This is a genomic window from Gordonia sp. 34D (genome assembly GCF_056682775.1).
On sequence record NZ_CM155293.1, the window covers coordinates 3,655,876 to 3,680,199 of the forward strand.

General features: G+C 63.5%; 26 protein-coding genes and 4 tRNA genes. 20 read left to right on the forward strand and 10 right to left on the reverse strand.

The annotated features are described in order from the left end of the window. Positions 1 to 22 precede the first annotated feature (22 nt). Complete coding sequence (locus tag AC1L34_RS17045; protein WP_424322013.1) at positions 23 to 1,243, reverse strand: inorganic phosphate transporter; 1,221 nt, start codon at positions 1,241 to 1,243, stop codon at positions 23 to 25. A gap of 262 nt (positions 1,244 to 1,505) precedes the next feature. On the opposite strand from AC1L34_RS17045, the gene AC1L34_RS17050 reads away from it, so the two are divergent. After that, positions 1,506 to 2,567, forward strand: coding sequence for an LLM class F420-dependent oxidoreductase (locus AC1L34_RS17050; RefSeq protein WP_424293235.1), 1,062 nt, complete (start codon positions 1,506 to 1,508; stop codon positions 2,565 to 2,567). Positions 2,568 to 2,757: 190 nt separating this feature from the next. Here AC1L34_RS17050 and AC1L34_RS17055 read toward each other — a convergent pair whose 3' ends face one another. From AC1L34_RS17055 to AC1L34_RS17065, 3 genes are read right to left on the reverse strand one after another with little or no spacing between them, the layout of a single operon-like run. Next, positions 2,758 to 3,264 (reverse strand): SRPBCC family protein, encoded by a 507-nt coding sequence (locus AC1L34_RS17055; RefSeq protein WP_424293234.1) that lies wholly within the window; start codon positions 3,262 to 3,264, stop codon positions 2,758 to 2,760. 9 nt (positions 3,265 to 3,273) lie between these two features. Next, positions 3,274 to 4,959, reverse strand: coding sequence for an MFS transporter (locus AC1L34_RS17060; RefSeq protein ID WP_424325318.1), 1,686 nt, complete (start codon positions 4,957 to 4,959; stop codon positions 3,274 to 3,276). Positions 4,960 to 5,000: 41 nt separating this feature from the next. Continuing rightward, positions 5,001 to 5,954, reverse strand: coding sequence for a 1,4-dihydroxy-2-naphthoyl-CoA synthase (locus tag AC1L34_RS17065; RefSeq protein ID WP_424293232.1), 954 nt, complete (start codon positions 5,952 to 5,954; stop codon positions 5,001 to 5,003). Between the two features lie 212 nt (positions 5,955 to 6,166). Here AC1L34_RS17065 and AC1L34_RS17070 point away from each other — a divergent pair, with 212 nt between their 5' ends. Genes AC1L34_RS17070 through AC1L34_RS17085 form a run of 4 tightly spaced genes read left to right on the forward strand, consistent with a single transcriptional unit; the run spans position 6,167 to position 9,418 of the window. Beyond that, entirely contained in the window at positions 6,167 to 7,237 is a 1,071-nt protein-coding gene (locus AC1L34_RS17070; RefSeq protein ID WP_424325317.1) for an enoyl-CoA hydratase/isomerase family protein, read from the forward strand. 31 nt (positions 7,238 to 7,268) lie between these two features. Further along, complete coding sequence (locus tag AC1L34_RS17075; protein WP_424323743.1) at positions 7,269 to 8,045, forward strand: enoyl-CoA hydratase; 777 nt, start codon at positions 7,269 to 7,271, stop codon at positions 8,043 to 8,045. A gap of 4 nt (positions 8,046 to 8,049) precedes the next feature. Then, positions 8,050 to 8,712 carry a TetR/AcrR family transcriptional regulator gene (locus AC1L34_RS17080; RefSeq protein WP_424322004.1) on the forward strand — a complete coding sequence of 221 codons (663 nt, stop codon included), beginning with the start codon at positions 8,050 to 8,052 and terminating at the stop codon, positions 8,710 to 8,712. Positions 8,713 to 8,761: 49 nt separating this feature from the next. Continuing rightward, on the forward strand, positions 8,762 to 9,418 hold the full coding sequence (locus tag AC1L34_RS17085) for a PaaI family thioesterase (protein ID WP_480034963.1): 657 nt from the start codon (positions 8,762 to 8,764) through the stop codon (positions 9,416 to 9,418). Between the two features lie 129 nt (positions 9,419 to 9,547). Here the strand turns inward: AC1L34_RS17085 and AC1L34_RS17090 are convergent, their stop codons facing one another. Continuing rightward, entirely contained in the window at positions 9,548 to 10,795 is a 1,248-nt protein-coding gene (locus AC1L34_RS17090; protein WP_424294006.1) for a saccharopine dehydrogenase family protein, read from the reverse strand. 60 nt (positions 10,796 to 10,855) lie between these two features. Continuing rightward, positions 10,856 to 11,470, reverse strand: a complete 615-nt coding sequence (locus AC1L34_RS17095) for a class I SAM-dependent methyltransferase (protein ID WP_424324837.1) — start codon at positions 11,468 to 11,470, stop codon at positions 10,856 to 10,858. 39 nt (positions 11,471 to 11,509) lie between these two features. On the opposite strand from AC1L34_RS17095, the gene menD reads away from it, so the two are divergent. The 3 genes from menD to AC1L34_RS17110 all read left to right on the forward strand — a co-directional run bounded on the left by menD (position 11,510) and on the right by AC1L34_RS17110 (position 14,380). Further along, on the forward strand, positions 11,510 to 13,198 hold the full coding sequence (menD, locus tag AC1L34_RS17100) for a 2-succinyl-5-enolpyruvyl-6-hydroxy-3-cyclohexene-1-carboxylic-acid synthase (RefSeq protein WP_424324836.1): 1,689 nt from the start codon (positions 11,510 to 11,512) through the stop codon (positions 13,196 to 13,198). Continuing rightward, positions 13,195 to 13,623, forward strand: a complete 429-nt coding sequence (locus AC1L34_RS17105) for a hypothetical protein (protein ID WP_424294009.1) — start codon at positions 13,195 to 13,197, stop codon at positions 13,621 to 13,623. The genes menD and AC1L34_RS17105 overlap by 4 nt, the downstream gene beginning before the upstream one ends. A gap of 112 nt (positions 13,624 to 13,735) precedes the next feature. Continuing rightward, on the forward strand, positions 13,736 to 14,380 hold the full coding sequence (locus AC1L34_RS17110; RefSeq protein WP_480035345.1) for a demethylmenaquinone methyltransferase: 645 nt from the start codon (positions 13,736 to 13,738) through the stop codon (positions 14,378 to 14,380). A gap of 11 nt (positions 14,381 to 14,391) precedes the next feature. Here the strand turns inward: AC1L34_RS17110 and AC1L34_RS17115 are convergent, their stop codons facing one another. Next, complete coding sequence (locus AC1L34_RS17115; RefSeq protein WP_424324835.1) at positions 14,392 to 15,651, reverse strand: geranylgeranyl reductase family protein; 1,260 nt, start codon at positions 15,649 to 15,651, stop codon at positions 14,392 to 14,394. A 98-nt stretch (positions 15,652 to 15,749) separates the two neighbouring features. Between AC1L34_RS17115 and AC1L34_RS17120 the strand changes: the two genes are divergently transcribed. Both AC1L34_RS17120 and htpX read left to right on the forward strand, forming a co-directional pair. Next, positions 15,750 to 16,769, forward strand: coding sequence for a polyprenyl synthetase family protein (locus AC1L34_RS17120; protein ID WP_424294012.1), 1,020 nt, complete (start codon positions 15,750 to 15,752; stop codon positions 16,767 to 16,769). Positions 16,770 to 16,913: 144 nt separating this feature from the next. Then, on the forward strand, positions 16,914 to 17,783 hold the full coding sequence (htpX, locus tag AC1L34_RS17125) for a zinc metalloprotease HtpX (RefSeq protein ID WP_424294013.1): 870 nt from the start codon (positions 16,914 to 16,916) through the stop codon (positions 17,781 to 17,783). A gap of 6 nt (positions 17,784 to 17,789) precedes the next feature. Here htpX and AC1L34_RS17130 read toward each other — a convergent pair whose 3' ends face one another. The 3 genes from AC1L34_RS17130 to AC1L34_RS17140 form a co-directional block, all read right to left on the reverse strand. Beyond that, positions 17,790 to 18,290 carry a hypothetical protein gene (locus tag AC1L34_RS17130; RefSeq protein ID WP_424322000.1) on the reverse strand — a complete coding sequence of 167 codons (501 nt, stop codon included), beginning with the start codon at positions 18,288 to 18,290 and terminating at the stop codon, positions 17,790 to 17,792. Then, on the reverse strand, positions 18,287 to 18,496 hold the full coding sequence (locus AC1L34_RS17135) for a helix-turn-helix transcriptional regulator (protein WP_424294015.1): 210 nt from the start codon (positions 18,494 to 18,496) through the stop codon (positions 18,287 to 18,289). The genes AC1L34_RS17130 and AC1L34_RS17135 overlap by 4 nt, the downstream gene beginning before the upstream one ends. A gap of 234 nt (positions 18,497 to 18,730) precedes the next feature. After that, complete coding sequence (locus AC1L34_RS17140; RefSeq protein WP_424321999.1) at positions 18,731 to 19,222, reverse strand: YajQ family cyclic di-GMP-binding protein; 492 nt, start codon at positions 19,220 to 19,222, stop codon at positions 18,731 to 18,733. Positions 19,223 to 19,348: 126 nt separating this feature from the next. Here AC1L34_RS17140 and AC1L34_RS17145 point away from each other — a divergent pair. The 10 genes from AC1L34_RS17145 to rplA all read left to right on the forward strand — a co-directional run bounded on the left by AC1L34_RS17145 (position 19,349) and on the right by rplA (position 24,076). After that, positions 19,349 to 19,429: transfer RNA gene (locus tag AC1L34_RS17145), tRNA-Tyr, on the forward strand. A gap of 131 nt (positions 19,430 to 19,560) precedes the next feature. Then, positions 19,561 to 19,633: transfer RNA gene (locus AC1L34_RS17150), tRNA-Thr, on the forward strand. A gap of 36 nt (positions 19,634 to 19,669) precedes the next feature. Continuing rightward, a tRNA-Met gene (locus tag AC1L34_RS17155) sits at positions 19,670 to 19,743 on the forward strand. An 81-nt stretch (positions 19,744 to 19,824) separates the two neighbouring features. Then, positions 19,825 to 19,992, forward strand: coding sequence for a 50S ribosomal protein L33 (gene rpmG / locus AC1L34_RS17160; RefSeq protein WP_246992217.1), 168 nt, complete (start codon positions 19,825 to 19,827; stop codon positions 19,990 to 19,992). A 188-nt stretch (positions 19,993 to 20,180) separates the two neighbouring features. Next, a complete protein-coding gene (locus AC1L34_RS17165) occupies positions 20,181 to 21,275 on the forward strand; it encodes a fused (3R)-hydroxyacyl-ACP dehydratase subunits HadA/HadB (protein ID WP_424294017.1) in 1,095 nt (364 codons plus the stop codon). Positions 21,276 to 21,433: 158 nt separating this feature from the next. Beyond that, positions 21,434 to 21,506 (forward strand) — tRNA-Trp (locus tag AC1L34_RS17170). 40 nt (positions 21,507 to 21,546) lie between these two features. Continuing rightward, positions 21,547 to 21,936 carry a preprotein translocase subunit SecE gene (secE, locus tag AC1L34_RS17175; protein WP_424294025.1) on the forward strand — a complete coding sequence of 130 codons (390 nt, stop codon included), beginning with the start codon at positions 21,547 to 21,549 and terminating at the stop codon, positions 21,934 to 21,936. Between the two features lie 56 nt (positions 21,937 to 21,992). After that, entirely contained in the window at positions 21,993 to 22,739 is a 747-nt protein-coding gene (nusG, locus tag AC1L34_RS17180; RefSeq protein ID WP_424294018.1) for a transcription termination/antitermination protein NusG, read from the forward strand. 101 nt (positions 22,740 to 22,840) lie between these two features. Next, positions 22,841 to 23,275, forward strand: a complete 435-nt coding sequence (rplK, locus tag AC1L34_RS17185) for a 50S ribosomal protein L11 (RefSeq protein WP_424294019.1) — start codon at positions 22,841 to 22,843, stop codon at positions 23,273 to 23,275. Between the two features lie 90 nt (positions 23,276 to 23,365). Beyond that, on the forward strand, positions 23,366 to 24,076 hold the full coding sequence (gene rplA, locus AC1L34_RS17190; protein WP_424294020.1) for a 50S ribosomal protein L1: 711 nt from the start codon (positions 23,366 to 23,368) through the stop codon (positions 24,074 to 24,076). The last annotated feature ends 248 nt before the right edge of the window (positions 24,077 to 24,324 follow it).

The window sequence follows — 24,324 nt, forward strand, 5'->3', positions numbered from 1 at the left end:
GTGCCTTTCTCTGGTTCGACGATTAGGCCTGGCCTGCGGGGTCACCCGCGGCTGGCACTGGCGAGTTGGTGGAGTCGTCCCATTCGGCGTTGACATTGTCGGCGTCGACCTTCTGGCGCTGGGCGCGGAAGTAGATGTACGCGGACATGGAGACGAGGACCAGGAAGATCACGATGGCGCCCGTAGCGCCGCCGACAGCGTTGGCGAGCCAGAAGCAGAGTGCGCCGACAAGGGCTGCGGCGGGGAGTGTCGTCAACCAGGCGACGGCCATCCGGCCAGCCACGCCCCAGCGGACTTCGGCGCCCTTCTTTCCTAGGCCCGAACCAAGGATCGAGCCGGTGGCGACGTGCGTGGTCGACAGTGCCATGCCCGACACCGACGAAGTCAGGATGATGGCCGCGGATGAAGCCTCGGCAGCCATCCCCTGCGGGGCCTTGATCTCGACGAGGCCCTTGCCGAGGGTGCGGATGATGCGCCAGCCGCCAAGCCAAGTGCCGAGGGCAATCGCTCCGGCACAGGAGAGGACAACCCAGAACGGGAGGCCGTGGGCCACGCTGCTGGCGTCGAGGTGACCGGTCGCGATCAGGGCGAGGGCGATAACACCCATCGTCTTCTGTGCGTCACCGGTGCCGTGAGCGAGGGAGACGAGCGACGCGGAAGCGATCTGGCCGTTCCGGAAGCCCTTCTCCTTCTTGCGGTCGGAGATGCCGTGGGTGATCGCGTAGATCAGGAGCGTGCCGAGGGCGGCGACGATGCAAGCGATGACCGGGGCAAACAGTGCGGGGACCACAATCTTTGCCAGAATGCCGTGCCAGTTGATGCCCGACGAGCCGATGGCCGCGAGGCCGGAACCGATCAGGCCACCGAACAGGGCGTGCGACGAACTCGACGGCAGACCGAACAGCCAGGTGAAGAGATTCCACAGGATGGCACCGATAAGGCCGGCGAAAATAATGATCAACGCCTTGTTGGCGTCGAGCCCGGCGACGAGGTCGCCTTTGTCGTCACCGGATGTTTGCTGAATCTTCAGCACGTCCTTGGTGATGGTTGCCGCAACCTCAACGGAAAGGAACGCGCCGACCAAGTTCAGTATTGCCGACAGACCAACGGCAACCTTGGGCTTGAGGGCGCCCGTGGCGATGGACGTGGCCATAGCGTTGCCGGTGTCGTGAAACCCGTTGGTGAAGTCAAAGCCGAGGGCCGTGACTATCAACAGCACGAGGATGAGCATCTCTGCGGTCATGACCACCACTATGACGGTTCCAGCCTGGTCCGAGTCAAGACGGTGTGACGTAGTCATTAGTCCTCTGACCTGCGGATATCTACATTCAGCTACCTCGTTAACTCAAAGTTCATCTGCTGGTGGGTAACGGGTCACCGGGTGTTGTTAGGTGATTGGGAAGTCCAGGTGGAACGCAGGTGTCCGGCAGGTGAACCGGTGCCGGGCATCCGCGGGTGTTGCGCGTCGTCGGATGGGGATTGAGACGATGTGCCAGAATCGGCCCATGACGCAGATGACGCTGGGAATGCCGATCAATTACGCGGGAGATTTCCGCGAGACCATTGATAACCTCCGTGACTACGAGGGGGTCGGCGTTGGTCGTATCGCGGTTGCCGAGGCCTACACCTTCGACGCCGTCAGCCAGCTTGGCTACATTGCCGCCCGCACCGACACCATGGAGTTGCAGACCGGCATTCTGCCGATGTACTCGCGGACGCCAACCAACCTCGCGATGACGGCGGCCGGCCTCGATTATGTGAGCGGCGGTCGTACGGTTTTGGGTATCGGGGCTTCGGGACCGCAGGTGATTGAGGGCTTTCATGGCGTCAAGTACGACTACCCGCTGGGCCGGGCCCGCGAGAACGCCGAGATTTGCCGCAAGGTGTGGCGTCGTGAACGCCTCGAGCATCGCGGCAAGCACTACCAGTTGCCGCTCACCAAGGAAGACGGTGGCAGTGGCCTCGGTAAGGCACTGAAGATCATCAACCATCCGGTGCGCGACAACATCCCGATGCTCCTTGCCGCTATTGGCCCGAAGAACGTGTCGCTCGCTGCCGAAATGTTTGAGGAACTGCAGCCCTTCCTTTTCCATCCCGATCACGTGGACGCGGCGTTTGGTGAGTCGTTGGCCGAGGGCAAGGCTAAGCGCGATCCGTCGTTGCCGGATCTGAAGATCGTGGTGCAGGCCGTGGTGCTGATTACCGAGGACGCCGACCAGATCGCGAACGCCCAGGCCGCGGTCCGCCACCACACGGCTCTCTACGTGGGCGGCATGGGTGCGCGCGGCAAGAACTTCTACAACGCCCTCGTGCAGCGGTACGGCTACGTCGAAGAGGCCAAGCTGATCCAGGACCTATACCTGGAAGGCCGCAAGGACGAGGCAGCCGCGGCCGTCCCGCAGGAACTGATTGAAGCCATGAGCTTCATTGGCCCGCGCGCCAAGGTTGCCGAGCAGGTCGACCGCTTCCGCGGTAGCGGCGCCAGCGTCATCCTCGGCTCCGCCGTCGCGAGCACCCACAAGCAGCGCGTCGACGACATGGCCGTGATGAAGGAACTCATCGGCTAGGTCGCGCGCCGTCGAGGCTCGTCGAACGTTAATAGTTTCCGTAGCTGCCTGTATCTGGCAGATACGGAAACTATTAGGGCAGCAGCGACACTCCATCCGTTACCCAAGAATGCCGAAAATGCGAATCCGATTCAGGTTCATGGTCGAGAGTTGCCGAAAATGCTCGGTCACAACTTTGGGTTCGGCCTAGTCACGGTGCGAGCGCAGCTTCGACGGCGTCGAGGTTGGCTTCCATGCCTTGACGCCACACGTTGAGGCGGTAGTCGATGATGCGGCCTTCCTTCTCTGGGGTAGCAGCTACGACCGCCGCGAAGGGGGAGTCGCCGTCGCCGGCGCGTGCAAACTGTCGGACGACGCAGCCGTCGCGCGTGGGGTCGACCTCGAATCCCCACGTTGCCCACGAGGCACCGGCGGTGTCAGCGGAGTCGGGGCCGACGGACCACACCCAACGACGACCGTCCTCGAAGTCGACGACCTCCGACAGCGTCGTCCATTCGCCCATCGCGTCGCTGGCGTTGAAGCCACGGAAACGGGCCCCGGGGGCCACACCGTCGGCGCCGTCGATCCATTCGGCGCGCTGCAATTCGCCGTCGACCTGTGTGGGGAGCGCGATGTCGGTGACGAGCGCCCACGCCTGCTCCGGGGTGCACGGCAGATTCCGGCTGACCTGAATGATGGGATTGTCGCGCAAGCGCATGAAGGTCCTCTATTCGTGAGTGAACGACGGTGTCGGACGCCGTCGACTAGCTTTCGTGGTGGCACTGGCACGACGCAGTCGAGTCGCGGCGATAAAGCCGAGTGCCAGGAACAGCGCACCGACGAGCATCGACCAGCGGGTGGCGTCGGCGAATCCGTCAGCCAGCGCGTGGACGGCATCGTTGGTCTGCTCGCCCACCGGACTATGGGTGCCTTCCACACGCAGCATCGAGATGGTCGTGCCCGCCGACTCTCGGGTGGCGTCGGCGAGGTGGTCTGCCTCCGGCCCGGAGATTCCCGCGCTGGTCAACGACGAGGGCAGGGTGATCGCGAGGGCGATGGACAGCGCCGCACCTGAGAAGGCGGTGCCCAACGCCGAACCGACCTGGCGGACAGTGCTCTGCGTGGCCGACCCCTGACCCGAATCGTCGACCGGAACGTCACGCAGCACAGTACTTGTGAGCTGGGCGGACGCGAGCCCGAGGCCCAGACCGTACGCGATCAGCGGGAGCGCAATGATCCAGCCGGAGGTGGTCCCGTGGATTACCAGGACCAGAACTAGCACGCCGATCAGTTCTAAGCCGAGGCCGATGAGGACGGTCGTGGCGGCACCGAACCGGGCGGCGAGATGTCGAGCCAAGGCACCGGAGACGAACGCGCCGACAGCCATCGCCGCCAGCACCAGACCGGCCTCCATCACGTCGAAACCTAGAGCGTTGATGAGGTACAGCGGCAGCGCGAACAGGAGCGCAAATTCGCCGACCGCCACGGTCGTGGCCGTGAGGTTGCCCCACGAGAACGTGGGAAGACGGAACAGTCGAAGATCGAGCAGCGCCGACCGGCCATTCTTGCGGCGGTGGTTCTCCCAGATCAGGAACAGGCCAAGTGCTGCCGCCGCGATAGCGAATGCGACCGGAACAATCGAAATCGCAGCATCGGTGGACCACGTCAAACCAAAGGCGCGGAACTCATTGATCGGTTTCCACCAGCCCAGGTCAGGTCCTTCGATGACCGCGAAAACAAGGGCTCCAAAGGCGATGATGCTCAGCAGCGCGCCGTCGACGTCGGCACCGGGACGGTCGCTGCGGCCCTTCGACTCGGGCACGGTGAAGATCGCCGCTACGGCAACCAAGATGCCCAGCGGCAAGTTCACCAAGAAGATCCAATGCCACGAAGCCCATTGCGTCAGGGCACCACCGGCCAGCGGGCCGATCGCCGCGGCCCCGGAAATCACTGCACCCCAGACGCCGAATGCGGCGGCTCGATACTTGCCGCGGAACACCGTGTTCACCGTCGACAACGTCGACGGCATGATGAACGCAGCACCAACGGCCTGAACGGCGCGGGCCCCGATCAACACGCCCGCAGACCCGGCCGCGGCGGCAAGCAGGCTGCCGCCGACGAAGATCGTGAGGCCAAACAGGAACATTTTCTTCCGGCCCCACCGGTCCGACAGTCGCCCCGTCGATAGCAGCAGCGCAGCCAGCACCACGGCGTAGAGACTGTTCACCCACTGGGCGTCGGTGAGGTCGAGCTTCAGGTCGGCGATGATTACCGGCAGTGCCACACCGACGATCGTGCCGTCGAGGACGATCAGTCCGAGGCCGATGGAGAGGACTGCGAGCCCAATCCATTCGCGGCGTGTCGGCGGCTGAACGATTTCGGCGTTGTCAGATTTATCGCGAACGTCTGACATGTGTCGATTTCAACCCATCGGCGTCGTGTTTTGTGGGATGCCTAGTAGTAGTACGGGTACGCGTCCCAATTTGGGTCACGCTTTTCGAGGAAAGCGTCGCGACCTTCGACGGCCTCGTCGGTCATGTACGCCAGGCGCGTCGCCTCGCCGGCGAACACCTGTTGGCCCATCAGGCCATCGTCGACCAGGTTGAAGGCAAACTTCAGCATGCGTTGCGCGGTCGGCGACTTTGAGTTGATGGCGCGCGCCCATTCGATGGCCGTGTTCTCGAGCTCGGCATGGTCGACAACGCGGTTCACCGCGCCCATCTTGTGCATGGTTTCGGCGTCGTAGGCCTCACCGAGGAAGAAGATTTCGCGGGCAAACTTCTGCCCGACCTGCTTGGCCAGGTAGGCGCTGCCGTAGCCGGCGTCGAAGCTGCCCACGTCGGCGTCGGTCTGCTTGAAGCGCGCATGCTCCCGGGATGCCAACGTCAGGTCGGCGACGGAATGCAGCGAATGCCCGCCACCTGCTGCCCAGCCGTTGACGACGGCAATAACTACCTTCGGCATGGTGCGGATCAGGCGCTGCACTTCGAGGATGTGCAGGCGGCCGCCCTCGGCCTTGACTCGGCCTTCGTCGACGCCGTCGACGGTCGCCGCGGCGACGTCACTGTCGTGGCTGGTGGCGTACTGGTAGCCGCTGCGGCCGCGGATGCGCTGGTCGCCGCCACTGCAGAAGGCCCAACCGCCATCCTTGGTGGACGGGCCGTTGCCGGTCAGCAGAATGGTCCCGACGTCGGGGGAGCGACGTGCGTGATCGAGTGTGCGGTACAACTCGTCGACCGTGTGCGGGCGGAAGGCATTGCGGACGTCGGGGCGGTCGAATGCAATGCGGACGATGCCATTGGCTCGGCCCTCGCCGACGTGCCGGTGATAGGTGATGTCGGTGAGGTTGTCGAAGCCTGCGACGCCCTTCCATTGGGTCGGGTCAAATGGCGATTGTTGCGGTGTCATGCCACCTGACCTTAGTTGCTACCCGGCGTCGCGTTGCCGATGCCGTCGCCAGCGCGGGGGAGAGACAGTCAACAGTGGTCAAGTGATGCTCAATTTCTTAGCACCTTCAGCGGGCATAGTTCCTGTCATGCCGGGTCAAGTGTTAGGTTCGAAAATTGAGTGTTGCTTCATAAATGGGAGCGACTGCCGCACGGATGAAAGCGCATAGACGAATGGAACAGCCGGTTCTGGTGACGCAGCGCGGAGGGGTTGGGCACTTGCTGCTCAACCGCCCGAAGGCGATCAACGCGTTGAACGACGAAATGGTGGCCATCATGGCCGACGCCCTGCGCGCCTGGCGCGACGACGAAGCCATCAAGGCCGTCGTGTTGTCGGGAGCTGGTGAGCGCGGCCTGTGTGCCGGTGGCGACATCGTGTCCATCCACCGCGATGCCACCGCACTGCTCGAGGCCGGTGCAGGCGACGTGGAAGCCGCAGCCTGCCCGTCTGCCGTGTTCTGGCGAGAGGAGTACCAACTGAACTCCGAGATCGCGAAGTACTCGAAGCCCTACGTGGCATTGATGGACGGCATTGTGATGGGCGGCGGTGTTGGCGTCTCCGCGCATGCCAACACACGCATCGTCACCGACCGCACACGTCTCGCCATGCCTGAGACCGGCATCGGCTTCGTCCCCGACGTCGGCGGAACCCACCTGCTGGCGCACATCGTCGACAACTTTGGCATCTACCTCGGCCTCACTTCCGCGTCGATCAACGGTGCCGATGCCATCGCGCTCGGCCTCGCCGACCACTATGTTCTGGGTGCTGACCTGGAAGCGTTCGTCGCCGCGATTGCCGACACCTCGCTCGACGAAGCGTTAGCCACCTACGCGCAAACGCCACCCGAGTCTGAGCTGTACGCCCAGCGAGACTGGCTCCGCGAGGCCTTCGCCGCCGACACCGTCGCCGAGATCATCGCCCGGTGCGAGGCTGTTGGAAACGAAGCCGCAACCAAGGCCGCCGCCGCGATGGCTGGCAAGAGTCCGACCACGCTCTCGGTCACACTGCGCGCCCTGCGCGAGCCTCTCGACACCCTCGACGAGACTTTGCACCGCGAGTACCGCGTCTCGCTACGGTGCATCCGCAACCACGACATGGCCGAGGGAATCCGTGCGCAGGTCATCGACAAGGACCGCAACCCCACCTGGGAACCGGCCACCCTCGACGCCGTGAACACCAGCGACGTCGATGGCTACTTTGCTCCGCTCGCCGACGGCCTGGAACTCGTCATCACCAACCCGTAAGACCTCCCCGACCAACCGCATTGGAGACCCCATGACCGACTACAGCACCATCCTCACCGAGACCGACGGCCGCGTCGCGGTCATCACCCTGAACCGCCCCAAGGCGCTCAACGCCCTGAACACGGAACTTATGGGTGAGGTCGTTGACGCAGTTCGCGGATTCGACGCCGACGCAGGCATCGGCGCCATCGTGATCGCCGGCAGTGAAAAGGCCTTCGCCGCAGGTGCCGACATCAAGGAAATGCAGTCTAAGAGCTTCGCCGACGTCACCGGTGAGCAGTTCTTCGCCGCGTGGGACGAACTGTCCCGCGCTCGCACCCCGATCATCGCAGCCGTGTCCGGCTACGCCCTTGGCGGCGGCTGCGAGCTCGCCATGCTCTGCGACATCATCATCGCAGGCGACACCGCTCGCTTCGGTCAGCCCGAAATCAATCTAGGCGTGATCCCCGGTATTGGCGGCTCGCAGCGCCTTACCCGCGCCATCGGCAAGGCCAAGGCTATGGACCTGATCCTTACCGGCCGCCAGATGAAGGTCGACGAAGCTGAGCGTCTCGGCCTCGTCTCGCGCGTTGTCCCGAAGGAAGACGTCGTCGCGACGGCCCGCGAGGTCGCGGCAACCATCGCGAGCAAGTCGTTCATCGCGTCGTCGTACGGCAAGGAAGCAGTTAACCGCGCCTACGAGTCGAGTCTGACCGAAGGCGTCCGCGCCGAACGCAGCCTCTTCTACTCGTTGTTCGCCACCGAAGACCAAGCCGAAGGTATGGCGGCCTTCACCGAGAAGCGCGAACCGACCTTCACTCACCGCTAAGACGATGAAACCGGTTGGGGGCAAGAGTGAGCGGACCCGCAGCGCCGTGCGCGCTGCGGCCGCCGCCTGCTTTGCCGACTCCGGGTTCCAGGCGGCGACGACCGCCGAGATTGCCCGCCGCGCCGGGGTCTCCGAAGGCACCGTGTTTGTGCATTACGCCAGCAAGCTGGGGTTACTGACTGCTGTCACCGTCGACTTCTATGACGCGATACAGCAGCGGGGGGCCACCGTCGTCGCCGAATCCGAGGCGACTCCCACTGAGCGGCTGCGCCGCTTGGTCCACGACTGGTGCGAAGTTATGACACGTGAGTGGCCGCTCGTTCAGGTCTTCATCCACACCGCGCAAGCGTTCCCCGGGACCGAACTTGCGACGGTCGTTATTGAGTCGAACAGGCAGTACACGCGGCTGTATGCGGCGGTCATCGATGAGATGAAAGCCGCGGGCGAGATGGACCCGGCACTGCCGACCGCGCTGGTCCGAGACATGATCTTCGGAACCCTAGAGCACAGCGCACGCGGACAAATGTATGCCGGTCGCACCGTGCACACGGCCGGTGTAGGACGGCAAATCGTCGACCTCGTGATAGGAACGGGAAAGGCGTCGGACAACCGGCTGGCGACAATCGAGTCGAAAATTGACCGGCTTCTGGAACTCCAGGATCGGTGAGCGGACGCCGACTGCAGAGCATGTCGGCGCTAGAAGATACGGTGAGACTATGAAGGGTGCGCCCGAGCAAGACTGGAATGTCCCGGCCAATGAACGTTCACGGCACGAGGGCGGCTTCCGAGCCGATTTTGAAGTGACCACCGAGATCGGTGGCCCCCATTACGGGGAGATGATCGAGCAGGTTCGCACCCTGATGGATAAAGTGCGCTACGCCGCGCCGTCGCCCGAATTGGCTGACGAGGTGATCGCGAACCTTCGGGGCCTCAACGAAAAGCTTGACGCGGTTGCCGTCGATGAATGGACCACGCCGTCGGGTACCCGGATCGATTTGCCGTCGCGCGGCAACATCACGCTGCCGCCGTACGAGATCATTGACGGTGGCCCCGACGGGGTACATGCCGCGGTCACTTTCCGTCGGTTCCACCTGGGCGGCAACGGCGTCGCGCACGGTGGCCACGTGGCGGTTGCGTTCGACGATCTCGGTGGCATGGCGGCGGCGCTTAAGTTGCGCGGCGTCGCACGCACGGCATATCTGACCGTGCAGTATCGGTCGCTGACACCGCTCGACAAACCCCTCGACTTGCGCGTCTGGGTGGACCGCTTCGAAGGACGCAAGTACTACGTCGTAGGCACCATCCACGACGGCGACCGCCTTTGCGCCGAAGTCGACGCCCTCTTTATCGCACTCAAGCCGGGCCAAGCCTAGCTCCGGCGCGACACCCCTCCCCGCCCGTTCTCGCATGATGCGTCGATTCCCGCACTATGTCCGACATAGTGCGGGAATCGACGCATCATGCGAGAACGGCTTGGGGGCGGGTGTGCGTGTGGGGCGGGGTTACTTCAGTTCGTGGGCTTCGACGACGAAGCCTGCGGTCTGCAAGCGGTCGATGAGGGCGTCGCCCATGGCGACGGCGGGGGTTAAGACGCCCTTCCGGTCGGGGAGACGGTCGCGGTCGAGCGCCAACGCCAGGGCGCTCTGGCCCAGCATCACGGCGGTCGCCTTGTAGCCGGGGTCGCCGTGCGCGCGCATCTGCGAGCGGTAACGGCGGCCCGACGTGGTGGTCGTGAACGTTTGGGTCGCGAAATTGCCTGTCTCGCGGGACTTTTCGCTCGGACCGGTGCCGGGCTTCGGCAGCACCATGTCCATCACCTTGCGAGTCGGGGCAAAGCTCATCGCGCCCAAAAAGCCGCCAATGCCGACCGTCACCACACCGGCGAGCGCCGCCGACACGCCGCGAACACCGCCGACCGACATCGTCTCCTGGTAGCGGAAGCCGTCGCCGTAGGCACCGTCGAGCAAAAAGTTCGACCGCCGAACCACTCGCGTGTTGTACGACGCCATGAAGAACGGGGCGAGGGTGCCGCGCAAGCTGGGATCGACCTTTTTCGCATCAACCGGACTAATGTCGCTTGGCTCAGAATTGATGCCGGCGCGCGGCGTTTCGCCAGCGTCGCCCGACAGCGCCTGCGGATTCATAATCAGGTGCCGCATCTCGGTGTCCTTAGCGAGTTCGGCAATCACCCGCATCGAATCGACGGTTCCGCCGGACACGCCGCCGCGCAACGACGTGACAACCATGGTGGTGTCGGTCATCTCGCCCGCGCCGTCCTCGGCGATGGTGCGGTGCAGCAGGTAGGCGCCCAAATCCGAGGGGATCGAGTCGAAACCGCACGAGTGCACAATGCGCGCGCCCGTCGCGGTCGCAATCTCATCGGCCTTGTCGATTGAATACCGAACGAAAGGGACCTCGCCCGTCAGATCCACATAGTCGGTCCCTGCGGTAGCTGCCGCAATCACCAAGTTTTCGCCATACCGCAGGTACGGACCCACCGTGGTGCACACGACCTGCGTGCGTTCGCACATCGCGTCGAGCGACGACGGGGACTCCGAGTCAGCAACGATCAGCGGCCATTCGCGCGCCGCCGGGCCGAGTCGTCGTCGGACCGCCGCCAGCTTCGTTTCAGACCTGCCAGCCAGCGCGATCTTGGTGCCCGCTGGCGCCCGGTCGGCCAAGTGCTGAGCGGTCAGTTCGCCAACAAAACCGGTGGCTCCATAAACGACGATGTCGAATTCGCGACTCATGGGATTGACCCTACTGTGAAGTAGTCCACAGAATCGACCGACCGCGTGCGGGAAGGCACGTCAGTTGCGGGCCCAGCCGAGTGAAAAAGCGGCGAACGGCTTGGGTGCGGCTTCGGCATAGAACGAATCGAGATCGACTACCTCCCAGCCGGATTCGCCAATCATCTCGGGAATGTCACGGGTCAAGTGGCAGCCGCCACCCAACTTTTTCTGCACTGGCTCAAGCCGACGCTGCCAGCGTCGAACCCCCGCCTCCGGCGCCCGACCGTGCTCCAGAAAAGCCAAGACCCCACCGGGTTTGACGACTCGTCGCAGCTCAGCGAGGGCCGCGGGAAGGTCGGGGATGGTGCACATGGTGAACGTCGACAGCGCTGAATCGAACGTGTTGTCGTCGAAGGGGAGACGCTGCCCGTCCAGCCCGGCCCGTTCGATCGGAATATTCGATGTCGCGACCCGCTTGGTGCCAAGCCGCCAGCCTCCATCGCTCGGTTCCACCGCCGACACACGCGTCACCGCCGCCGGGTACTGGCCGACGTTGAATCCCGAGCCAAATCCGATCTCCACCACTTCGCCCGTGAGCGGTGCGCACGCCTGTCGCCGGAGTTTGTTCATGCCCGGCATCCCGCACGTTTTGGTGATGATTCGGGGGAGGACGTGCTCGGAGTAAATGCCCATGTGTCCAGCCTAGTGCGGTCGACACCTAGGCTCTAGGACATGAATCCGTCCACTCTGCAGGCTCGCGTGATCGTCGACGAACTGATCCGCGGCGGCGTCACCGAAGCCGTCCTGTGCCCCGGATCGCGCAATGCGCCGCTCGCCTTCGCCCTGCACGCCGCCGATGCCCAGGGGCGGTTGCGACTGCATGTGCGCATCGACGAACGGTCGGCCGGGTACCTCGCCCTCGGTCTCGCCGTCGCCTCCCGACACCCGGTGCCGATCGTCATGACCTCGGGTACCGCCGTCGCGAACATGGGCCCCGCCGTCTTCGAGGCGAACTACGCGCGCGTGCCGCTGGTCGTGATCAGCGCCAACCGGCCCTACGAACTCCTGGGTTCCGGTGCCAACCAGACCATCGAACAGTTCGGCATGTTCGGCACGCAGGTCCGGGCAGCCATCAGCCTCGGACTCGCCGAAGAAGACCTCGACACCAACTCGCAATGGCGGTCGGCGGTCGGACGCGTCCTCGCCTCGGCTCGCGGTGCCCGCACCGGCAACCCCGGACCCGTCCAATTCGACATCCCGCTGCGCGAACCCCTCATTCCCGACGTCGACGACGACCCCGGTACCGACCTCGCAGTCGCCGACGGTGGCCGGTTCGCCGGTCGACCCGGGGATGCACCGTGGACCATGTCGCCGGTCGGCAAACTCGATATCCCGCTCGAGATCGACCTGTCACGCGACACCGTCGTCGTCTCCGGGCATGGTGCGGGCGTACACCCCGAACTCGCGGCGCTACCGACGGTCGCCGAACCGACCGCCCCCCATCCGGAGAATCCGCTGCATCCGCTGGCGCTGGGAAAGCTCAAACCGCAGCAGGCGATCATCTGCGGGCGCCCCACCCTGCACCGTTCCGTGTCGAGGCTGCTCGCCGATCCGGCCGTCGATGTATATGCGCTCACCACTGGGCCGCGCTGGCCCGATGTGTCCGGCAATGTCTGCGCCACCGGCACTCGCGCCATCGCAACTAACGATCCGACACCCGACTGGCTCGGGCACACGGCGGAGCTCGGCGGGTCAGTCGACGCCGCCGTCGCCGCCGAACTCGACGCCACCGCCGAGGTCACCGGACTGCACGTGGCGCATGCCGTGGCCGCCGCAATGCGCCCCGGAGACTCCCTGGTCTTGGGGGCGTCGAACCCGATCCGCGACGTCGCACTCGCCGGACGAGTCGACCCGGCCGTCAAGGTGATGTCGAACCGGGGCGTCGCAGGCATCGACGGCACAAACGCCACCGCAATCGGTGCTGCCCTCGCCAGCGGCAGTCGTACCGTCGCACTCATGGGCGACCTCACGTTTATCCACGACGCCACCGGACTCATCATCGGACCCGACGAGCCGCGCCCCGCCGACCTGCGGATCGTCGTCGCGAACGACGATGGCGGAGGCATTTTCGCGCTCCTCGAACAGGGGGATCCCCGATTCGCGCGGGATGCCTACCTCGGCGTGTACGACCGCATTTTCGGGACACCGCACCGCACCGACCTCGCCGCCATGTGTGTCGGTTTCAATATCGGTTACCGCGTCGCGAGGATCGACGAACTTCCCGGGGTCCTCGCTGAGCCCGCACCTGCGGGCGGCATCGAAGTGGTGGAAGTCCGGACCAGCCGCGACGGCCTGCGGCAATTGCATGCGCGCATCGCTGCACGACTTCCCGAGGCTTCCGACTACCCTGGGCAACCATGACTCGTATCGTGCAGCGGCGCGTTCAGATCGCGCTGGCCGCGCTCGGTGTCATCGTGACCCTGATTGGCACGGTGATCATCGTCGGCGCTTACCGCAATGATGCGAAGATCGACGCCAACAAAGCAACGGCCGTCGCCGACGTCATCTCCGCCGACCGGCTGCACGCGGCCGTCAACTTCGTGACGCCGGACGGGGTCCTCCGCAACCCAAAACTTGGACTCCTGTACCCGACGCAGCTATCGACCGGGCAGCGGATTCTCGTCGACTACGACATGACCGACCCCGATAACCTGGCGCGTCCCGTCGGACGTGATGCGAGCCTGGCGCTACTACCTGCGCTCTCGGTCATCGCCGCCGGGTGGGTGCTGGTGATTCTGCTTATGGTTGGGGTGGCCGAGACCGGTCGTCGCAGCCGCCGCGTTTAGGCTGGAGACCATGACTGACAGCACTGACGGCCAGATCCACGACGGCCAGATCCACGACGGGGGCGCAGGTACCCGCGCGAGCCTCGACAAGGAGCCGTCCGAGGTTGCCGAGATGTTCGACGGTGTCGCTCGCCGCTACGACATCACTAACACGGTGCTGTCGTTTGGGCAGGACCGTCGCTGGCGTCGGGCCACGCGCCGCACGCTGGACTTGAAGCCGCGCGACATTGTCCTCGACCTCGCTGCGGGAACCGCCGTCTCGACCGTCGAACTCGCATCGTCGGGTGCCACCTGCATTGCCGCCGATTTCTCGCTCGGCATGCTGCGCGCCGGCGCCAAGCGCGACGTCCCGAAGGTCGCCGCCGACGCCCAGCACCTCCCGTTCGCGGACAATTCGTTCGACGCCGCGACCATCTCGTTCGGCCTGCGCAACGTCAACGATGTGCCGCTGGCGCTCTCGGAACTCGGTCGCGTCCTCAAACCGGGCGGTCGCCTCGTGATCTGCGAGTTCTCGACGCCCACCATGAAGGCGTTCCGCAAGGTCTACATGGAGTACCTGATGAAGGCGCTCCCGTCGGTATCGACCGCCGTCTCCAGCAACCCGGCCGCATACGTGTACCTCGCCGAGTCGATCCGGGCATGGCCCGATCAGGCAGGTCTCGCCAAGCTCATCGCCAACGCCGGCTTCGAGGACGTCGCCTGGGAAAACCAGACCGGCGGCATCGTCGCGATCCACAAGGGCATCAAGAAAGCCTAGGCAACAAAAGCCTAGGTAAACGGGGGACGGTTCTCGAGCCCCGACGTCACCCGCCCGGCACTGCGCCAGGCGCGGGCAATCAGGTCGGCGTCGTCGGCCGTCAGCAGGTTGCCCATCACGCGCACCACCGTCGACATCAGTTTCGCCGAACGAATGCCGGGGCGACCCAAGATCGGCACCGTTTGCGGCATGGTCAGCAGTCCCGCGGCCCGACGTGCTGCGGCGAACGCGGTGCCATACTCGGCGCGCAACAGGGCTGGCCAGGCGTCGGTGAAATCATTCTGGGCGGTCAGCATGTCGATAGCCATCGTCGCGGTCTCCAACGCATAGTCGATGCCCTCGCCGTTAAGGGGGTTCACACAGGCTGCGGCGTCGCCGATCAGCATCCAGTTGGCACCGGCGATTCCGCTGACCGCGCCGCCCATCGGCAGCATTGCCGACGCAATCGCGCGAGGCGGCGAGGTGAGCTGCCAATCGTCGGACACCATCGCGGCGTAATGCTCCACGATTGGCCGCAGCGCCATCGACGCCGGGCGTTTGGCGGTGGCCAGTGCGCCAACGCCGACATTCACAGTGCCGTTACCCAGCGGGAACACCCAGCCATAGCCGGGCAACAATGCGCCCTGCGGGTCGCGCAGCTCCAGGTGCGAGCCCATCCATGCCGAATCGGCCAAATCCGAATCGACGTACGAGCGGGCCGCGACCGCGTAGGCGGTATCGCGATGCCACGTCCGTCCCAAAGACTTGCCCAATGCCGACCGCACCCCGTCGGCGACGATCACATGTTTAGCTTTGATTTGCTTGCGCTGACTGTTGTGCACGAGGGTCACTGACTCGATCCGGCCACCAACCAGTTGCGCGCCGATCGCTTTGGCGCCCGACAGCATTCGGGCACCCTGTCCGACCGCGAACTGTCGGATTGCGTCGTCGAGTTCCGTGCGGGCGATGGCACTGCCGTAATGCCCGAAATGATCCGCCCCCGGCCAGTCGACGCGCTGTCGGACACCCCAACCGTTGAGTTCCAGTCCGCGGATGCGGGGACGGTCGTCGAGCAGGCTGCTCATCCCGAGTTTGTGCAGGCCCGCGACTGCGCGCGGGGTGAGGCCGTCGCCGCAGGTCTTGTCGCGCGGGAAGTGTGCGGCGTCGATCAATAGGACGTCGACACCACGCGCTGCGGCCTGCGCGGCGGCTGCCGAACCTGCTGGTCCGGCACCCACCACGAGGAGGTCTGCGGAATCGTCAATGGCCTCGCCGGGCGTTGCGCTGGTCACCCGACAAGTATGTCTGTCGTGGGTAGCAGTTACGCTTCTGGTGTCGCCGAACGACGAATCCACGCCGTTCGGATCACCGATGGGATTGGGCCAAACACGTGAAGTCCACTTTTGCCGGACTGGATCTCGGGACCGGCGAGTTCGCCGATCAGGTGCAGGAGTCGCTGCAGCGGGTCGAGGATCTGCTGATCAGTGAGCTGTCGTCTGGCGACGACATTCTGGTCGAAGCCGCAACGCACCTCGCGAAAGCGGGCGGTAAGCGATTCCGGCCGATGTTCGCGATCTTGTCGTCGCACTTTGGTCCGCAGCCGGGCTCCGAGGAGGTCATTACCTCCGCGACGGTCCTGGAAATGACCCACCTGGCGACGCTCTATCACGATGACGTGATGGACGAAGCCCCGTTGCGTCGCGGCGCACCCTCGGCCAACGCCCGATGGTCGAACTCGATCGCGATCCTCGCTGGCGACTTCCTGTTTGCCCGCGCCTCGCGCCTGGTTTCGACGTTGGGCCCGGAAGCGGTGCGGATCATCGCCGATACGTTCGCCGAACTCATCACCGGGCAGATGCGGGAAACCGTCGGTGTGACCGCCGGTGCCGATCCCGTCGAGCACTATCTGAAGGTCGTGTGGGAAAAGACGGGCTCGTTGATCGCGACGGCTGGCCGCTTTGGTGCCTTCACCGCCGGGGCAGACGAAAAGACCGTCGAGACGCTGGCTCGGCTAGGCGACGTCGTTGGCACGGCCTTCCAGGTGTCCGACGACCTCATCGACATTGCGTCGGTGACGGGCGAATCGGGAAAGACTCCGGGAACGGACCTGCGCGAGGGCGTTCACACGCTACCGGTGCTGTTCGCTTTGGCCGGCCAAGGCGCAACCGAGGATCGTCTCCGGGAACTACTCGTCGACGCCGAGACCGGCGCGGCACGCGCCCTGGTCGATGATGCCGAGGTCGACGAAGCGCTGCATCTGCTGGTGAACTCCGAGGGCATGAAGCAAGCGCAAGTTCGTCTAGAACAGATGGCTGCCGAGGCCGACGAACTCCTGGCACGCTTGCCCGCAGGCCCGGCAAACGATGCCTTCGGCGCGCTGGTTCGCTACACCGTCGACCGCGTGGGCTAAGTTCGGTTACGTCTGCGCCGGAATCGGACCTAGTTCACGTAATATCCGCAACAGCTACGTGGGTTGTTGTTGGTTTGCTGGAACTTCCCGGCGCATCGGCGCGTTTGTCGTAGTGAACCTGTTTCCCTAGACAGTGAGGTCCTCTTGAACTTCAATGGGCTCAAGACCGCGGCACTGATGGGCTTGATGTCGGCGATCATCGTCGGCATTGGAGCGCTCTTCAGGAATCCGACGATCCTAGTGTTTTCGGTGTTGCTCGCCATCGGAACAAATGCCTACGCCTACTTCAACAGCGCCAAGCTGTCGTTGCGTGCCATGCATGCCCAACCGGTGACCGAAGTGCAAGCGCCAGCGTTGTACGGAATTGTCCGCGACCTCGCGACGCAAGCACGACAGCCAATGCCTGCCCTGTACATCAGCCCCACCGAGTCGCCGAATGCGTTCGCGACCGGACGCAACCCGAAGAATGCGGCCGTCTGCTGTACGACGGGGATCATGGACCTGCTCGACGAACGGGAGCTCCGTGCGGTCCTCGGCCATGAGCTGTCGCATGTGTACAACCGAGATATCCTGATTAGCTCGGTCGCCGGTGCCATGGCCGCGGTGATCAGCGCTTTGGCCAATATGGCCATGTGGATGGGTGCCTTTGGAGGTAACCGCGGCAACGGTCCCAACCCGCTGGCGATGATTCTGATTGCGATCCTCGGCCCGGTCGCGGCCATGGTGATCCAGATGTCGGTATCGCGGGCGCGCGAGTTCCAAGCGGACGCATCCGGTGCCGAACTCACCGGCGATCCGTTGGCCCTGGCGTCGGCGTTGTCGAAAATCTCCGGCGGGATTGCGGCCGCGCCGCTGCCGCCGACGCCGGAGTTGGCGAATCAGTCGCACATGATGATCGAGAGCCCTTTCCGTGCGGGCGAGAAGATGTCGAAGCTGTTCTCGACGCACCCGCCGACCGCGGAGCGCATTGCGCGGCTACAGGAAATGGCCCGCAACGGCGGCCAGCGGAACTGATCGGCGTTACTGCGCGTCGTCGTCGTTGAGGAGCCGTTGAGCTTTACGTCTGGCCGCCCAACGCGCGCCAGTGACCGCCCCAATCATGCCGAGGACGCCGCCGATGAGGCCGCCAGTGACGGAGTTGCCGCGACCGATTTCGGTCAGGACCGCCACGGTCATTGAGATGGCGCACACGCCAAAATAGACGCCGATGAGGGTGGCTCGAAGCCATGACGAGCCGCCGTAGGCGAGGAGGTTGGCGTCAACGTCGCGAGCCTTGCAATACCGTTGCCACTCCATCGACGGGATGATCAGCGCGAGGAATAGCACCAGCGTGACCCACCAGGGGACAAACCAGGCGATGACGGCGGCCGCTGTCCACAACACGATGGTCGCGAGCACGAACACGTAGGCGTAGGCCTCAAGCATCACCGAGCGTTCGCGTTCGTCGCCCCAGGCGTCGCTGGACTTGCCGAGTAGTAGGCCTGGCAGGGTTGTGGTGGATCCAGCAGGGCGTGCGGTCATCGGTCTTCCTCCGGTAGTGGAAAGAGTTCTTCGACTGTGCTTGCCAACGAACGAGCAATTCGGATCGCCAGATAGACCGACGGCGAGTAGTCGCCGCGTTCCAGGGAGACGATCGTCTGCCGACTGACCCCCACGGCGGTGGCAAGGTCGGCCTGTCGCATTCCCGCACGGGTGCGTGCGGCCTTCACCGGGGTGTCGTCGGACATGATTGAAGTCAAGTCCACTTGTCACAAGATGTCAAGGATCTTTGACATTTGGGTTCGTCGTCCCGGCGGATCTGCGCTTTTCTGTCACATTCGCAGCCCAGAAATAAGCCAAACCGTCGCCGATCGAGGTGATCGGTGACGGTTTGGTCGAATCGTGACAGAAAAGCGGAACATGCCGCTGGGGAGAGGCCCGGGAAGAGGGCCGGGAAACGGCGCGGGGAGGGGCGGGGTGAGCTAGCGGTAGTTGACGAACTGGAGGGCGATGCCGAAGTCTTCGCCCTTGAGGAGGGCGATGATGGCCTGGAGGTCGTCGCGCTTCTTCGACGAGACGCGGAGTTCGTCGCCCTGAATCTGTGCCTTGACGCCCTTGGGGCCCTCGTCGCGGATCTTCTTCGAAATCTTCTTGGCGTGTTCGGAGTCGATGCCCTGAACGATGTCGCCGGAAATCTTGTAAACCTTGCCGGAGCCGACCGGCTCGCCAGCGTCGAACGCCTTGAGGGAAATGTCGCGGCGGATCAGCTTCTCCTTGAAGACCTCGAGGGCGGCCACGGCGCGCTCCTCGGAGTCGGAGGTGATGACGATCTTCTCCTCGCCGGACCAGTCGATGCCGGTGTTGGTGCCGCGGAAGTCGTACCGCTGCGAAAGTTCCTTGCCCGCTTGATTGAGGGCGTTGTCGACCTCCTGGCGGTCGACCTTGCTTACGACGTCAAACGAAGAATCAGCCATAGCCCCACACTATCAGTGCGCTGAGCAGCCGGTTTGCATGTACCGGGGGAGGTCGTTGTATTCTGATTCCCGTTGCTTTCGCCAGCACTCAGACCGCGTCTGTGTGACTGTCGAACGTAGCGAATCGGCAGATTGCCCGAGCGGCCAAAGGGAGCGGATTGTAAATCCGTCGCGCAAGCTACGAAGGTTCGAATCCTTCATCTGCCACTGCGAGCTACACGCTGCGCAAGTGGGTTAACCAGTTGTTTTGGTTATTCCCGATGCCTGTGTGTAACCTCGTTGAGGCTCAACGATCACAGATGAATCCCCCGCTGGGACAATTCTGAGGTCAGATGTTCGCCCCCTTAGCTCAGTCGGTAGAGCGTTTCCATGGTAAGGAAAAGGTCGACGGTTCGATTCCGTCAGGGGGCTCGCTTAGCCGGTCACTAAATGGTGCCGGTTGATCAGGGCGGTGTAGCTCAGCTGGTTAGAGCGCACGACTCATAATCGTGAGGTCGGGGGATCGAGTCCCCCCACCGCTACACAAACCGCTTACGCTGGTGGGACTACGGACCTTAAAGCGTGGGACCGAAGAACTGCAAGACGCGAAAGTAGGCAACAAAGTGGCTTCCTCAACGGATGTACGGCCGAAGATCACCTTGGCATGCGAGGTGTGCAAGCACCGCAACTACATCACCAAGAAGAATCGTCGTAACGACCCCGACCGTCTCGAGCTGAAGAAGTTCTGCCCGAACTGCGGAACGCACCAGGCTCACAAGGAGTCGCGCTAGCGCGCAGGTCGCCTTGCGACCATAAATAACTTTACTAAGCGGGGCGCCTCACAAGTGTGAGGTGCCTCGCTTATTTTCCTTTGACACCCCTAAAGGGTGTTCAATCTTGGACGAGCCATTGTCAGTTGAACGAAGGGTTCGTTGACTGTGGTGGATGCGGCACGGTGTGCCGCCGGAGAGGTTTAGAGATGACGGCTGTTGCCGATTCAATTGAAGGTGTTGAGCTCGACGAACTGATCGCGGATCTCGAGCCGGGCAAGATGTCCCCCGAAGAGGTGGGCGAGCACACCAAGTCGCTCGTTGGCTACACCTACACGGTCGACGACTACTACGAGGTCGGCCGCCAGGAAATCCGCAAGTACGCGCGAGCAGTGCAGGACGACCACCCGATCTTCTGGGACGAGACGGCCGCCGCCGAACATGGGCACGCAACCATGATCGCGCCGCCGACCTTCGTCGCGGTGTTGGGCTTGATCGCCCAGCGTCGACTGTTCGACGACATCATCACCGGCTACGACATGTGGCAGATCATGCAGACAGATCAGCGAATCATCTACCACCAACCGATTAAGGTCGGCGACCGCCTGGTGTGCGATGTCTCGCTGGAATCGTTCCGCCAGTCGATGGGTGCTGACCTCCTGGTGACCAAGAACGTGATCTGGAACCAGTACGACGAACCGGTGATGACCACCTTCACCTCGATCGTGGCGCGCGCCTCCGTTGAGGTTGACGAAGAACTCGTCGCCAAGCTCAACGCGGTCATGATGCAGGTCGATTCGGAGCCGGTCATCGGCCAGACTGTGCACGGCCCGTTTGACCGTTACAACGACCCCGACCCGTCAACTGAGCCCAAGGCTTACGGTGCGATCAACTTCGACACCCTCGAAGTTGGCCAGGAACTGCCCGTCGTGACCAAAACCCTCACCCTGGGCAACTTGACGAATTACGCCGGCGTCGCCAGCGATCCCAACCCGATTCACTTCTCACCCGAAGTGGCCGCGACTGTTGGGCTCGATAGCGTCGTGGCTCACGGCATGCAGACCATGGGGCTGGGAGCCAGCGTTCTCGGTGCCTTCGTCGGCGATCCCGCCGCTATTCACGAGTACAACGTTCGCTTCACGTCGCCGGTGTACGTGCCGGCGGTCGGGACTGCGGAGGTTGAGTTCAGTGGCAAGATCAAGTCCCTCGACCCGGTGACCCGTCGCGGTGTGATTGCACTCGTCGGCAAGCAGGACGGGCGTAAAATCTTTGGTCGTGCACAGGCAATGGTTCAGTTCAACTAGCCAAGGCGGTCGCCGAAGATCAGGGCGAGTTGGGGTGAGTGGCAGCTTTGCTCTACACTCGTTTGAGTCTGATGCTTCTAGACTTGCGCGCTGCCTGAGGGTGGCGCGTTGGTCTTGTTAGGGTTAGACCACCAGCGAGAGCCGACGGGCACTCGCAAAGGGGCGTGGCTCAATTGGTAGAGCAGCGGTCTCCAAAACCGCAGGTTGCAGGTTCGAGTCCTGTCGCCCCTGCCCACGAGGGCACTAGCAGACGAAGGGATCGGTGATGAAGATGGCCAGGCGTGATCGCAAGGCTTCTTCAGACGTCAACGACGATCTGGCGGTCGACGACGTCGATTTGTCCGATGCCTCGGATTTACGTCCGAGCGGTAAGCGCTCGGCGCGTGGCCGACGGAATGCAGGTGCCGGTTCGACGACTGCGGTCGCCGAGCGCACGACCGAGTCCACCGCGACGGATACCGGTGCCAGCCGGAACCCGTTCGTGCGGATCTGGATCTTCCTCAAGCAGGTTGTTTCAGAAATGCGCAAGGTGGTGTGGCCGACCCGCAGTGAGCTGGTCAACTACTCCATCGCAGTGCTGGTGTTCGTCGTTTTGATTACGGCGTTGATCGCGGGACTGGACATCGGGTTTGCAAAGCTGACCCTGCTGGTGTTCGGCTGATAAGGCAACTACCTCGGGCTTGCAGCCCGAAGTGACCAATGAAGGAGCGTGGGGCAGTGAGCACCCCGGAGAATGAGATCGAATCGCCGGAGATCGGTGACGAGACCCCCGAGGCCACGCAGGCGGATATCGCGGAGACCGTAGCTGACGAAGCTGCGCCCGAAGTCGTCGATCCGGTCGCAAAGCTGCGGGCCGAACTGCGTCGCCTCCCTGGCGAGTGGTACGTCGTGCACTCGTACGCGGGCTACGAGAACAAGGTCAAGACCAACCTCGAAACCCGTGTCCAGAACTTGGATGTCGGCGACTACATCTTCCAGGTCGAAGTTCCGATCGAAGAAGTCACCGAAATCAAGAATGGCCAGCAGAAGAAGGTCAACCGCAAGGTTCTGCCGGGCTACATCCTGGTGCGCATGGAACTCAACGACGAATCGTGGAGCGCCGTCCGCAACACCCCGGGTGTTACCGGCTTCATCGGCATGACGACCTCGCGTCCGTCGCCGCTGACCATCAAGGAAGTCGTTCAGTTCCTGATGCCGCGCGCAGAAGTCCGCAAGGCCGAGGCCGCCAAGGCTGCCGCCGCCGCGGGCGAAAGTGTTGAGGCTGCCGCAGCTGCTGCCGGAAACCTCGTCGAGGTCGATTTCGAGATCGGCGAATCGGTCACCGTCATGGACGGCCCGTTCGCTACGCTCCCGGCGTCGATCAGCGAGGTCAACACAGAGCAGCGCAAGGTGAAGGTGCTCGTCTCGATCTTCGGCCGCGAAACCCCGGTCGAGCTCGGGTTTAACCAGGTGGAGAAGCTCTAACACAGAGTTGCCCACACCATTGGCCGCGGCCGCGCGCCGCGCCATCGAAGAGACTTCCGCGTATCCAGCGTGCGCGGATTTGTAGGAAAAAGGATTTTAGGATGCCTCCTAAGAAGAAGAAGATCTCCGGAATCATCAAGCTCCAGATTCAGGCAGGCCAGGCCAACCCGGCCCCGCCCGTGGGTCCGGCGCTCGGTCAGCACGGCGTGAACATCATGGAGTTCTGCAAGGCGTACAACGCCGCGACGGAATCCCAGCGTGGAAACGTCATCCCGGTCGAGATCTTCGTTTACGAAGACCGTTCGTTCGACTTCAAGCTCAAGACCCCGCCAGCAGCCAAGCTGCTGCTGAAGGCTGCGAACTTGCAGAAGGGTTCGGGCGAGCCGCACACCAACAAGGTCGGCAAGGTCACCATGGATCAGGTGCGCGAAATCGCCAAGACCAAGACCGAAGACCTCAACGCCAACGACATCGACGCCGCCGCGAAAATCATCGCCGGTACCGCGCGCTCGATGGGCATCACCGTCGAAGGCTGATCTTTCCCGATCAGTTTGACCCCGTGGGAGGGCCGCGCTCGGCCCACTAACCACTAACTCCCCGTGCATGCGGGAGAGAAGGAACAGAGCATGAGCAAGAAGAGCAAGGCCTACCGGGCCGCCGCTGAAAAGATCGATCGCGACAACCTGTACAGCCCGCTGGAGGCTGTGGCACTCGCGAAAGAGACGTCGTCGAAGAACACTGACGCGACCGTTGAGGTTGCTGTGCGGTTGGGCGTCGACCCCCGCAAGGCTGACCAGATGGTCCGCGGCACCGTCAACCTGCCGAACGGCACCGGTAAGACTGCCCGCGTCATCGTGTTCGCCGCTGGCGACAAGGCCACCGAAGCTGCCGCTGCTGGCGCTGACGAGGTCGGTGCCGAGGATCTGATTGAGAAGATCCAGGGTGGTTGGCTGGACTTCGACGCCGCAATTGCGACGCCGGATCAGATGGCCAAGGTTGGCCGTATCGCACGTGTCCTCGGACCGCGCGGCCTGATGCCGAACCCGAAGACCGGCACCGTCACTAACGACGTCGCCAAGGCCATCAACGACATCAAGGGCGGCAAGATCAGCTTCCGTGTCGACAAGGCCGCAAACCTGCACTTCGTGATCGGCAAGGCATCGTTCGACGTCGCGCAGCTGGCTGAGAACTACGGCGCTGCGTACGACGAGATCATGCGTGCGAAGCCGACCGCAGCCAAGGGCCGCTACCTGAAGAAGATCACCGTCTCGACCAACACCGGTCCGGGCATCCAGGTTGATCCTTCCGTCTCGCGGAACTTCACCGAAGCGGAGTAATTCCCCTTCACAGCTTGAAACGAAAGGCGCCACCCGCAAGGGTGGCGCCTTTCGTCGTTCTTGACCCGCGGGCAGCTCACCCGGGCACGATTTGGCGCCAGCACACGATCGTTGTGTCCCCTTGCCAGCCTCTGCGCCGATGACTTCCACCGATATCGCCGCAGCGGAGCCCAATCTCGATCAAGAAAGTGAGTGATTAACCGTTCACTGATTGTGCAGACCCGTCGATGATGACACATTAACCTGCT